This window comes from Bacillus sp. FSL R9-9834, assembly GCF_038006905.1.
In the GTDB taxonomy this organism is placed as follows: domain Bacteria; phylum Bacillota; class Bacilli; order Bacillales; family Bacillaceae_G; genus Bacillus_A; species Bacillus_A pacificus.
In genome coordinates this window covers 3,174,416-3,186,757 of the sequence record NZ_JBBOWD010000001.1, presented here as the reverse complement: position 1 = coordinate 3,186,757, position 12,342 = coordinate 3,174,416, and the positions used below count along the sequence as shown (strand labels likewise).

13 protein-coding genes are annotated in these 12,342 nt (G+C 37.7%); 7 read left to right on the top strand and 6 right to left on the bottom strand.

Going from position 1 to position 12,342, the window contains the following annotated elements; genetic code table 11:
- Positions 1–12: 12 nt before the first annotated feature.
- The 3 genes from rfbG to MKY00_RS16530 all read right to left on the bottom strand — a co-directional run bounded on the left by rfbG (position 13) and on the right by MKY00_RS16530 (position 2,746).
- Positions 13–1,068, bottom strand: coding sequence for a CDP-glucose 4,6-dehydratase (rfbG, locus tag MKY00_RS16540; RefSeq protein ID WP_016718094.1), 1,056 nt, complete (start codon positions 1,066–1,068; stop codon positions 13–15).
- Between the two features lies 1 nt (position 1,069).
- On the bottom strand, positions 1,070–1,837 hold the full coding sequence (gene rfbF, locus MKY00_RS16535; protein WP_000648792.1) for a glucose-1-phosphate cytidylyltransferase: 768 nt from the start codon (positions 1,835–1,837) through the stop codon (positions 1,070–1,072).
- Positions 1,838–1,951: 114 nt separating this feature from the next.
- On the bottom strand, positions 1,952–2,746 hold the full coding sequence (locus MKY00_RS16530) for a glycosyltransferase family 2 protein (RefSeq protein WP_029141162.1): 795 nt from the start codon (positions 2,744–2,746) through the stop codon (positions 1,952–1,954).
- Between the two features lie 275 nt (positions 2,747–3,021).
- Between MKY00_RS16530 and MKY00_RS16525 the strand changes: the two genes are divergently transcribed.
- The 4 genes from MKY00_RS16525 (at position 3,022) to MKY00_RS16510 (ending at position 6,089) form a co-directional block, all read left to right on the top strand.
- Entirely contained in the window at positions 3,022–3,429 is a 408-nt protein-coding gene (locus MKY00_RS16525; protein WP_000285644.1) for a MerR family transcriptional regulator, read from the top strand.
- Between the two features lie 119 nt (positions 3,430–3,548).
- Positions 3,549–4,877, top strand: a complete 1,329-nt coding sequence (locus MKY00_RS16520; protein WP_000402269.1) for a hemolysin family protein — start codon at positions 3,549–3,551, stop codon at positions 4,875–4,877.
- Between the two features lie 53 nt (positions 4,878–4,930).
- Positions 4,931–5,344 (top strand): ATP synthase subunit I, encoded by a 414-nt coding sequence (locus tag MKY00_RS16515; protein ID WP_000613878.1) that lies wholly within the window; start codon positions 4,931–4,933, stop codon positions 5,342–5,344.
- 196 nt (positions 5,345–5,540) lie between these two features.
- The gene (locus MKY00_RS16510) at positions 5,541–6,089 is read left to right on the top strand and encodes a DUF2179 domain-containing protein (protein WP_000938438.1); all 549 of its coding nucleotides are present in this window, start codon (positions 5,541–5,543) and stop codon (positions 6,087–6,089) included.
- 106 nt (positions 6,090–6,195) lie between these two features.
- Here the strand turns inward: MKY00_RS16510 and MKY00_RS16505 are convergent, their stop codons facing one another.
- The 3 genes from MKY00_RS16505 to MKY00_RS16495 all read right to left on the bottom strand — a co-directional run bounded on the left by MKY00_RS16505 (position 6,196) and on the right by MKY00_RS16495 (position 8,220).
- The gene (locus tag MKY00_RS16505; protein ID WP_000747680.1) at positions 6,196–6,435 is read right to left on the bottom strand and encodes a DUF3923 family protein; all 240 of its coding nucleotides are present in this window, start codon (positions 6,433–6,435) and stop codon (positions 6,196–6,198) included.
- Positions 6,436–6,488: 53 nt separating this feature from the next.
- A complete protein-coding gene (locus tag MKY00_RS16500) occupies positions 6,489–6,866 on the bottom strand; it encodes a hypothetical protein (RefSeq protein ID WP_016718092.1) in 378 nt (125 codons plus the stop codon).
- Positions 6,867–7,032: 166 nt separating this feature from the next.
- Positions 7,033–8,220 (bottom strand): MDR family MFS transporter, encoded by a 1,188-nt coding sequence (locus tag MKY00_RS16495; protein WP_000834832.1) that lies wholly within the window; start codon positions 8,218–8,220, stop codon positions 7,033–7,035.
- Between the two features lie 112 nt (positions 8,221–8,332).
- Between MKY00_RS16495 and MKY00_RS16490 the strand changes: the two genes are divergently transcribed.
- The 3 genes from MKY00_RS16490 (at position 8,333) to MKY00_RS16480 (ending at position 12,325) form a co-directional block, all read left to right on the top strand.
- On the top strand, positions 8,333–8,872 hold the full coding sequence (locus MKY00_RS16490; protein ID WP_029141160.1) for a CGNR zinc finger domain-containing protein: 540 nt from the start codon (positions 8,333–8,335) through the stop codon (positions 8,870–8,872).
- Positions 8,873–8,914: 42 nt separating this feature from the next.
- Entirely contained in the window at positions 8,915–9,670 is a 756-nt protein-coding gene (locus MKY00_RS16485; protein WP_016718090.1) for a class I SAM-dependent methyltransferase, read from the top strand.
- 147 nt (positions 9,671–9,817) lie between these two features.
- A complete protein-coding gene (locus MKY00_RS16480) occupies positions 9,818–12,325 on the top strand; it encodes a collagen-like protein (protein ID WP_016718089.1) in 2,508 nt (835 codons plus the stop codon).
- Positions 12,326–12,342 lie beyond the last annotated feature (17 nt).

Below are 12,342 nucleotides of genomic sequence, written 5' to 3'. Positions count from 1 at the left end.
TTTATAGCCCCCTTATAAATTTTTGAATGCATCGATTTGTTGTCGCGTGAAAGATTCGATATTTTCACCAGATGCATATTTTTTGTACCAATCAACAGTCCAAGTGATAGCCTTATCTGTTGATAACTTAGGAGTCCAGCCGAGTTTAGTTACTGCTTTTGTACTATCGAGTGTTAAAACAGGCGATTCATAAGGAGTGTTTGTAGAGGGGGAAGTGATTGTTAGTTGTTTATTCCATAATTTTATTACAGATTGAATGACATCGTGAACGGTTCTGTTAGGTTCGTTCAACGGGCCGAAATTCCATGCTTCTGCATATTCAGCGTCTGTCCAAAGTTTTTCAGCTAAAAGGATATAGCCGTGTAAAGGATCTAATACGTGTTGCCACGGGCGAATAGCATTTTTGTTTCTAATCGTTAATGTACCATCTTGTAAATATGCACGAATGACATCTGGGAATAATCGGTCTTCTGCCCAATCCCCACCACCGATGACGTTACCTGCTCTTACTGAGGCGAGTTTCTGTGTATTAGTACGGAAGAATGACTTTTGATAGGATGTTGCCACTAGTTCAGCGCAAGCTTTACTAGCACTATAAGGGTCGAAACCTCCTAGTCGGTCAATTTCCACGAATGCCCGGTTACCGCTCCCGTCATTTTCATAACATTTATCACTTGTAACATTAATGATGCCACGTATACTTTCTATATGTTTTGCAGCTTCTAATACGTGAACAGTGCCTAAAACATTCGTTTTAAATGTTTCGATAGGATTTTTGTATGAAGTGGTGACGATTGGCTGGGCAGCTAAATGAAATAGTATGTTAGGGTTATGATGTTTTAGGGCGTGGAATAAAGAATCGTAATCTGTAATGTCGCCATGAATTGTTATGCACTCTTTTGCTACGTTACATTGTTCAAAAAGATTAGGAATCGATGGGGGATGAGAAGAAAAACCAACTACTTCTGCACCTAAAGAAGCTAAGAAAAGGGTGAGCCAAGAGCCTTTAAATCCAGTATGTCCCGTAATAAATACTTTTTTCTTATTCCAAAAAGATGAAGAAGCCATATTACCAAACCTTCCACGGAGCGTTATTACTTTCCCATAGCTCGACTAATTTATTTTTATCGCGCAATGTATCCATCGGATGCCAAAAACCAGTATGTTGATATGCTGATAGTTCGTTTTTGTTTACTAACTGAACTAAAGTGTCTGTTTCAAAAACAGACTTATCTCCACTAATGTAATTGAAAACTTCAGGGTTTAAAACGAAAAATCCACCGTTAACCCATCCGCCATCCCCGAGTGGTTTCTCTTGAAAAGATGTTACAGACTGTTTATCTAATATGAGAGAACCGAATCTACCAGGAGGTTGTACGGCGGTAACAGTTGCCATTTTTCCATGTTTTTTATGAAATGCAATAAGTTCTTTTATATTTACGTTACTTAATCCATCACCATAAGTGAGGCAGAAAGGTTCGTCTCCAACAAAATTTTGAATTCTTTTCACTCGTCCTCCCGTTTCGGTATTTACACCAGTATCGATTAGTGTAACTTTCCACGGTTCTACACGATGAGAATGGCTAGTAATTGTATTATCTCTTAAATGTATCGTGAAATCTGACATGTGTAAGTTGTAGTTTAGAAAGAATTCTTTAATCGCATATCCTTTATAGCCTAAGCAAATAATAAATTCAGTAATACCGTAATGGCTATACAAACTCATAATGTGCCATAAAATAGGTTTTGTTCCAATTTCAATCATAGGTTTCGGCTTTAAATGTGTTTCCTCCCCAATCCTTGTCCCGTATCCACCAGCAAGAATAACAGCTTTCATTTTTTCCTCCTAAAATAAAAATTTATAATATATACAGTATTCATATGAAATACAAATGGTATGGTTTTTAGCTAAGTGTGTAAAAATGTGTGGAATATGATAGGGTGAGAAATATTAAGGTTTGAATTTAGGGAATAATTGTTGGTATTCAGGGTGGTTACGAAGATCTTGGGTTATGCTACTAAGCTCTAAAAATCGAGTTTCGAGTTGCTCAGGGGACTGACCATAATGTGTTTGAAGTCCCATTCGAACGCCCTTTTTTGAAAGGGTAGGTGTAATTTGTAATTTTCTTGCCTTTGTATGTTCGTTCCAAGGGCTAAAATAAAATTTGAAAATGAATGAAGGAGAGTTATAAACGATAGGTTGGTGCCGAGAAAAATGTCTGCCTGGTAAATATGCACCATCAAGATGGTTGTGTATAAATCTCCAGGCACAGCCGGTTTCTGGTTTATAAGGAAAGAGCCCGTGATATCGTTGTTCTACTAAAGGAATGGAGTATCTTAGTTTTGAATAATTGTAATCATGCTTGTCAATCATGACAATCATTCTAATCGCATACATATTTTGGCCTAACGTATGAAGTGATGAGAAAAATTCTTCTACATTATTACAACAAAGAAATTCTGTAGTATTTAATACCATCTTCCAACCTGAAACTTCTCTTTCAATTTCCATTACTTCAATGTCAGTATTAGTGGGATCGAATTCAAGAAATCTTGAATCTCGTACTTCCCAGTGGGGAGCAAATAATTTGCAAATCTCTACGGAACGATCTGTAGAACCTCTATTAATTAAAATACCGTGATCGAATATTTTTGTGTGATGCATAAGCCACCATGGTAATAAATACTCCTCGTTATAAAAGTGAGAGATAACTGTCCTAGTGATTTTAATCTCCTCCAATTGCATAAATAATGATTGTATTTCACTATTATTATCATATGTTTTACAGTAAGAAAGGTTGAAAGGAACGGGGAATTCCATTTTCCTATTTTAGTATCAGTATATCGAAAAAACAGCAATCTAACTATATAGATAGAGTTATAGCTTGTGAATATACTACATACTTAGATGTGTGTGAAATTGTGTATAAATTATGAATAGTAAACCGTCACGTTTGACTGTACAGTTTATGTATTGTATGATGTTAGTAATATAAACAAGGGGGGAAGATCGTTGGGAAGGTGTATCGAATCGGACAGTTGGCTCTCATGGCTCACGTGTCGAAACGAACGATTGATTATTATACGAATCTAGGTATCTTAAAAGCGGAGCGATCTCAATCTAATTATCGCTATTACGACGAAACAGCAGTTGAGACATTACAATTTATTGAGAAGTGCAAAGAAATGCATATGCCGCTTTGTGAGATTAAAGAGAAAATCGAGGAGAAGAAGAAGCTGCTCGGTATCAATGAACACGTTTCGAAACAAGTGAATGAAGTGACAGACCATATTCATCGATTAGAAGCAGAGTTAACAGAGTTAAAGCCGCTTTTAGATGGATTGACTGATTCACAACGTGAAAAAATATCGAAATCTTTATCTGGTCAAACGACAGCTTTAATACAGACACTTGCTCTATTACTATAGAAAAAGTGAAATCCGACCTCTTTAATTTTTGTATCGGGCTATGTTTTCTAAGAAAGAAATAAGAAAACATTATAGTATACAGGAGGTGGACACCTTAGTTTTTTAACTAAGGGGATTCATTGGAAATATTTAATTTAGTCATGGTTGCGATTTTAATCGCATTTACTGGATTTTTCGTAGCAGCTGAGTTTGCGATTGTAAAAGTACGTTCAAGTCGTATTGATCAGCTTGTTGCAGAAGGAAAACGCGGTGCTTTAGCAGCGAAAAAAGTAACAACAAATTTAGATGAATATTTATCTGCTTGTCAATTAGGTATTACAGTTACAGCTATGGGATTAGGTTGGTTAGGTGAACCGACAATTGAAAAGTTATTACACCCGTTATTTGAGAAATGGAACTTAAATCCTTCTATTTCATCAGTATTAACATTTGGTCTTGCTTTTATGATTATGACGTATTTACACGTTGTAGTAGGAGAATTAGCTCCAAAAACGATGGCAATTCAAAAGGCTGAAAGGGTAACGTTATTATTGGCGGGTCCATTAATGATGTTCTATAAAGTGATGTATCCATTTATTTGGGTATTGAACGGTTCAGCGCGTGTTGTAACTGGCTTATTCGGTTTAAAACCAGCTTCAGAACACGAAGTAGCTCATACAGAGGAAGAATTACGCCTTATCCTTTCAGATAGCTATGAAAGTGGCGAAATTAATCAGGCTGAATACAAGTATGTAAATAACATTTTTGAATTTGATAATCGTATTGCAAAAGAGATTATGGTACCGCGAACAGAAATCATTGGTTTCTATCTGGAAGATTCAGTAGAAGAACACATGAAAGTAATCCAAAATGAGCGATACACACGTTATCCGATTTTTGGAGAAGATAAAGATGATATTATCGGTATGGTCAACGTAAAAGATTTCTTTATTCGATATATGACCGAGGATCAAAAAGATTTATCATCAATTCGCTCGTATATGCGTCCGATTATTGAAGTGATGGAAACGACTCCAATTCACGATTTATTACTTCAAATGCAGAAGAAGCGAATTCCGATGGCTGTTTTATATGATGAGTACGGAGGGACAGCTGGAATTGTAACGCTTGAAGATATCTTGGAGGAAATCGTCGGCGAAATTCGTGATGAATATGATGAGGATGAAGCACCACCAATTCAACATGTGAACGAGCAACATATCATTGTTGATGGAAAAGTGCTTATCTCAGAAGTGAAAGATTTATTTGGATTACACATTGAAGAAGATGATGTGGATACAATCGGTGGATGGATTATGATGCAAAATCATGAAATCGAAGAAGGACAACACGTTGAGGCGGAAGGTTATGAATTTAAAGTGTTAGAAAAAGACGCTTACCAAATTAAACGTGTTGAAATTCGTAAGATGGAAGAGGAACAAGAAGAAGAGAAAGCAGCAACTGTGTAGGTTGCTGCTTTTCTTCTAAAGTACAAAAAAATGAGAACTTAGGAGCGGATATTTTGATTCAAGAAGCCTTACGTGTATATCGATTACAATTGTATGTGATCTTTAGTGGTTTACTACTTATGTGGACGATTACTCCGTTTGGAAAACAAGTAACAGGGTTTGGTATCGGATTAGCTGTAAGTGCATATTGCCTTTGGTTATTAGCTCGCAGAGTAGAGAAACTCGGGAAAAGTATCGTAATGAAGGAAAAGGCTCCAGGATTAGGAGTTTTAAACCGATTTGCAGCTGCCATTTTAGGAGCTATCATCATGTATGAAATTGAACATGAAATGGAAATGTGGGCATTCGGTACAGGTATTTTAGGTGGTCACTTTTTAATGATTGCGAATTTAGCTTATGCAAATATGCAGGTAGTGAAAGAAGAAGAGAAGAAAAGGGAACATGCTTCGAAAAACATAGAGCTATGATGAGAGGGACCTAATGGGTTCCTTTTTATTTTATTGATATGATACAAATAACCAAATTAACGACAAATATAATACGCTTCTTTTTTACGTTTTTCAATAGTATGAAAAATAATAAAAAAAAATTTAAAAACCCATCGATTTCTTAAGGTTATGTATGTTATCATGACAAAAGACTTTTTGAAAGAGGTGGATACCAATGTTACAAGCGCTACTTATTTTTGTGCTTCAAATTATTTACGTTCCCATTTTAACAATCCGTACGATTTTGCTTGTAAAGAATCAAACAAGATCCGCTGCTGGCGTAGGATTGTTAGAAGGAGCTATTTACATTGTCAGTTTAGGTATTGTGTTTCAAGATTTATCAAATTGGATGAACATCGTTGCCTATGTCATTGGCTTTAGTGCGGGACTGTTATTAGGCGGTTATATAGAGAATAAATTAGCAATTGGTTATATTACGTATCAAGTTAGTTTACTAGACCGTTGTAATGAATTAGTAGATGAGTTACGTCACTCTGGATTTGGCGTTACAGTATTTGAAGGCGAAGGTATTAATTCAATACGTTATCGCTTAGATATCGTCGCAAAGCGTTCTAGAGAAAAAGAACTGTTAGAAATTATTAATGAAATTGCACCGAAAGCGTTTATGTCTTCTTATGAAATTCGTTCATTTAAAGGCGGATATTTAACGAAGGCGATGAAGAAAAGAGCGTTAATGAAGAAGAAAGATGAACATGCATCTTAAAAAAAGAGGAGTAGTGCTGCATGAAAAGCGCAGTATAAGTCCAAATGTAAAAGGGAGGAATCTATTTTGATGTAGATTCCTCTCTTTTCTATTGTTAATTGAAAAACTAAATCGTATAATTATTTTTTCTGCTCATCCTCAAATTAATAATTAGCCATATAACTTGAAAAAATACCGGTATGATAAACGCGATTAATAAAACGATAAGTGATATGGATTTAATTTCGGGTGTTTGAATAACACCAGCACCATCAACATCTCGTAGCCAAATAATAGCGGCCCATATTCCAAAAACGATAATCCAAAATATGTTACCGATCCACCAAGAAATCCATCGTTTTTTCATGTTAGCACCCCTTACATTTATCCACTGTTATTTATAATGAAACAACTTTAAAATTAGTTTTTAACCGTATATCTAACTTGTTTAAAGGTAACTATTTCTCCATCATTATGATCATCTTTCGTTTGCAAAAGTTGAACTTTAGGTTTGTAGTCTGTCCTATGAGCGTGTTCGATATCTTTAATGTTAAGCTTGTAGGATTCACCATTTTTTAGCTTTTGCTCCAACACTTTTTTATTAGCGACATAAATAAAAGTTACTTTATTTTCATCAATACCTTCAGTCTTAATTTCTAATTCATTATCTTTTGTTGTAATCGTTGGTGTTAATAATGCCATACTGCCGTTTCCGGTTTCTAAAGAATTTTCTGCAATAGCTGAACATCCGGATAATATGATTCCGGTGAATAGAAGAACAATTAATTTCTTTTTCATAACATCCCCCCGATTCTATGTAATTTTTGATTTTGGCATTGTTAGACTGCTAGTGTGGAGCGTAAATGTTTAGCTAGTACTCTTTTGATTGTACCATAATATGTAAATCAGGGCAGGGTGTAAATCAAATTTAAGGGAGATTGAAAATTTTACTTATTGTTGAGTATCAATATTTTTCTAGTAGGTATATATCTTCTTTAGAGCGCTCTTTTTTTATATTTAAAATATGAAGTGAAATAAAACCAATAAGTCCTATTCCCCCGAAAATAAGCCATGGTGTATACATTCCGTTTAATTTGGATTTAAACCATGTACCGGTATAATTACCGATGATAAAACCAAATGCGAGTGATAATTGATAAAATCCGAAGAAAGTAGCTGTATATGATTCATTACTGTAATTTGCAATAGCGATATCAGCGTTAGGTAATACGAGTGTTTCACCAATTGTAAAGAAAATTACACAAATAAATAGCCAATATGGGTGTTGAAATAAAGGGATGAGTAAAAAGGAAATACTCATTAATAAAATACCGTATTTAATAAATGAAAGCGTGTTGTATTTGTGAAAGAGTTTTCGAAATAACACCATAAATATGACGCCTGTTATTGCATTTATCGTAATGACTAATGTAGCAAGCTGATTGCTATTACTAATGTTTTTCATATGAAGTGGAAGTGCGACAGTAAGCTGAGTAAACATAATATAGAAGAAGATCATGATAAATGAAAACAGAAGGAAAGACTTGTTTTGTAAGATAGTCTGTATTCCTAATGCAATAGACGTACTTTCAGTAGTGACTTGGAAGTGGTTTTTAAGTAAGTAAAAGATTAAAGCAAATAACAGCATAAGAGATCCTGTTAGAGAGAAAGCATAGATTGGATCGAGTAAGAGTAAGAACCCTCCTGCAATTGGTCCGATTATTGCACCGCAATTAAAGCTAAGGTTTAAATATGTAAATAAATTTTTTCGCAAATGAGCTGGCTGTGAGCCAAATATAGCGCGCGCAGCAGGTTCGTAAAATGCAGTTCCGAAGCCAATAAGTGCAGAAGAAATAGAAACTGTATAGAAATCAGAGCATATTCCTAAAGCGATAAATCCGATTCCTCTTAAAAATAATCCGGCTATCATCATAATGATATAGCCTATTTTGTCAGCAATTAAACCTGAGAATAAAGGGATAACCCGTGATGTAATTATTATAACTGTCAACACTGTTCCGACTTGAAAAGTTGAAAAATGAAGAAAGCTTAATAGATAAATAGCTAAAAATGCGTATACTGCAAAATACCCAAAAGACATAAAAAATGAAGAAATAAGCATGAAACGTATCGGTATTGAGAAACTTTTCATAAAACCCCTCCTAATTATGTAACCAGTAAAATCATTTGATGGTTAACTATTTTATACTATAATTATACACAAAGTCAGAAAAAAGTAAATTTTAAGAAGAAGGTGAATGGAATTGAGCCAAAACGCACCAAACGAATTAGAGTATATTCGAGAATTTTTAAATACATGGAGAATACCAAACGATACGAGAGAAGCAATTGATTTGCTGCAAACAGAAGAGGATATAAAGCTCTTTATGAAAGAATATTTTCATGAAGAGTTTCCATTTCATACGATAGAGGAATTAAAAAGTTTTCGAGAAGATATTCGGGCGGCAATTGAAGGTGAAGGATCATTGCAAAAGTGGTTAGAGAAATATCCATTTCATGTACATGTAATGGAAGATATGAAAGGTATTACGTATGAACCAATACACGAAGAAACTGTATATACAAAAGTATTAAGCATTGTTTTAATAGCAGTTCAAGAAAATTTATGGGGGAGGTTAAAAGCATGTCCAGATTGCCGCTGGGTATTTTATGACAATTCACGAAATGGAAGTAAAAGATGGTGCGGTATGTATGCTGGAGAAGAAGGAAGAGCATGTGGAACAATCGCGAAAGTAAAAAATTACAGGGCGAAGAGAAAAGGGAGATCGGGTTATAATGTCTAATTTATATTATGGGGAAGAAAATTGGATGGGGGAATGTAGCATATGAAAGGTACGCAAATGTTAGCTTTAAATAAAAAGTGTTGGGATACAGTTGCACCATATTTCTTTCAAGTGGATTGTTTACCGAAATATGGTCCTTATACGGCGTCTGAAGATGAAATTCATTTGTTCGATTCAATTAAAGGTAAAAAGGTACTTGATATTGGATGTGGGAGTGGGCATTCGTTGCAATATATGGCTGAACATGGCGCTGAGGAAGTATGGGGGCTTGATCTTTCAAGTGAGCAAATTAAAACAGCGAATGAAACGTTAAAGAGTTGGGATTCAAAGTTAATATGTGGAGCAATGGAAGAAGAAGGGGATATACCGAAAGATTATTTTGATATTGTATACTCCATTTATGCATTAGGATGGACTTCGGATTTAAGAAAAACGTTGGAACTGATATATTCATATGTAAAGCCAGGAGGAAGCTTTGTTTTTAGCTGGGAGCATCCCGTATATTCAAATTTACAGTATGGTACAGAAGAAATTGTTTTCAAGTCTTCTTACCATGAGGAAACTCCTATTACGTTTGAAACATTTAAAGGAGAGGATGTACAAGCGACATTATATAAGAGAAAAATAAGTACATACATAAATGAGTTACATAGAGCCGGATTTACAATTGAGAGAATAGAAGAGCCTGAACCATCGAGCTCGTTTGATGAAGAACTAGCTGAGCCGTCTACGAAATATTATTCTTTACATAAGGCTAGAATGGTGCCAACTACTTTTATTATTAAGGCGAGAAAGTAAAGTGTTTAATAAAAAGAAGCCTATCATTTCAAATGAATGAAATGATAGGCTTCTTTATTTTTTAAAAAATGAGGTCAGCTGTATACTTTTCTTATAAAAATGCATTTCATATAAAAGGTGTAATTATTTTGGGGAAGGGGGATTGTTGTGCGTCATCATAGAAAGTGCAAAAAATTTGGAGTGGCACTGCCTCTTCCGCTTATAGGAGCAACTGGTCCAACAGGTAATAGTGGTCCAATCGGTCCAACTGGAGGGCATGAAGGTCCTGTTGGTCCTACAGGGGTGACTGGACCGACGGGAGCAACTGGGTCCCAAGGTCCTCAAGGTATTAGGGGAATACAAGGTCCGCGAGGTACAACAGGGGCTCAAGGAATACAAGGTGCCGTTGGTGATACTGGAGAGCAAGGTGTAACTGGTCCAACTGGCCTCCAAGGTCCTCAAGGATTAATTGGAAATCAAGGTCCAACGGGTGATATTGGAGTACAAGGATTAGAAGGAATACAAGGAATTACAGGCCTAACTGGTAGTCAAGGTATACAAGGTCCTCAAGGAATACAAGGAGAAATAGGTGAGCGGGGACAAACGGGAGCACAAGGAATGCGAGGGGTAATAGGTGAAGCTGGTATTACAGGTGTAACAGGTCCACAAGGTCCTCAAGGGGCGCAAGGAATACAAGGGGAGGATGGAACTACAGGTATACAAGGAGAAGAAGGTCCACCAGGGATACAAGGAATTACCGGAGAGCAAGGACACCAAGGTGATCAAGGGATACAAGGTGTAGTAGGCCCAACTGGTTCTACTGGAATACAAGGTCCTCAAGGTATAAGTGGAATAAAGGGGATAACCGGTGTAACAGGCCCTCAAGGTCCACAAGGTGTTCAGGGAATACAAGGAGTAAGTGGATCTACAGGTTTTCAAGGAGCAAAAGGAGTACGAGGGATAACTGGAGCAACCGGTCCAACTGGTACACAAGGTGTAGAAGGTCCTCCTGGGGGACCAACAGGAGCAACAGGTCCCATTGGTCCATCTAGTGGAGTGACTGGTCCATCAGGCCCGCCTGGTCCACCTGGGGGGCCAACCGGTCCAACGGGCGAAACTGGTGCGCGGGGTGTAACAGGGGGAACTGGTGCGATAGGAGCACAAGGATTACAAGGAATAACTGGTCCAACTGGTCCTCAAGGTGTAAGAGGCGCGCAAGGAGCTCAAGGTGTAGTGGGAGCAGTTGGAGTACAAGGTGCACAAGGCTCTCAAGGTAACCAAGGCATAACAGGGGCAACTGGTGTAGAAGGTCCACAAGGGATACAAGGTCCGCAGGGAGAAATCGGTCCAACGGGTGCAGAAGGTCCTAAAGGTGTGCAAGGAATACAAGGGATAACAGGTCCAACAGGAGCACAAGGCATACAAGGGTTACAAGGAATAATAGGTCAGGCAGGCATAACAGGAGCGGCAGGAGCTCAAGGTACACAAGGAATCCAAGGGGTAACCGGTCCAGCAGGAGCACAGGGCATACAAGGTACACAAGGAATACGAGGAGAAACAGGGGCAGCTGGAGTACAAGGAACCCAAGGAGTTCAAGGGATACAAGGGACAACGGGATTGACAGGTCCGCAAGGTGCACAAGGTCCTCAAGGCGTACAAGGAATAATAGGACCGACTGGAGCTATTGGTATGCAAGGACCTCAAGGAATACAAGGTATAGTAGGCCCAACAGGAGCACAAGGCTCTCAAGGAATGCAAGGCATACAAGGAATAACCGGTCCGACAGGTGCGCAAGGAATTAGAGGTCCCCAAGGGAATCTAGGAGAAAACGGGATAACAGGTCCTCAAGGGGTGCAAGGTACACAAGGTATTGAGGGACCCGAGGGACCACAAGGAAATATTGGGGCTACGGGCGTAACTGGAGAAACAGGAGCGACAGGAGAAGTAGGGGCGACAGGAGCACAAGGAATACAAGGCGTTCAAGGGATTATGGGGATACAAGGAAGTACAGGAATGACAGGACCTACCGGAGCAACAGGAGTAACTGGAATACAAGGTGTGCAAGGAATACAAGGAATACAAGGCCCAACTGGAGCAAGTGGAATAACAGGGGCTAGCGGTAGTCAAGGGCCAGCCGGAGCGCAAGGTAGTCAAGGATCGATTGGGGCTGTAGGACCTACCGGAGCAACTGGTAGTCAAGGGTCTATAGGTTTTTTAGGAATTGTAGGTGCAACAGGAGCAACTGGTTTACCAAGCGGGGGCGGTTATTTCTTTTCTACTTCAACGATTACAATTGCAGCGAATGCGTTAATACCAATTAATTCCGGATCTACAGTTTTTGGTTCTGGTGTAAGTTTAACAAATGCAACAACTGTAACGTTAAGTACGCCGGGAATCTATTTAGTAAGTTATTATTTTCAAGGTGATCCAAATGGGGGGAATGAAACGATTTCCGTGAGGCTTACTTTAAATGGAACACAAGTAGCAGGGAGTTTTATTTTTTATGTTACAGGAGGTGTTTTTATATTAGAACCAGCAGTTTCGAATACGATGGTCATTGAAGTTACTTCTTCAAATGCAACTTTGTCTTTACAAAATGGTCCATTAGCTATCGGCCATGTAACGACATTATCTGGTGTGATAACAGCTAGTTTAAATGTATTAAAAATAGTTTGATACGCTAGTTATAACGG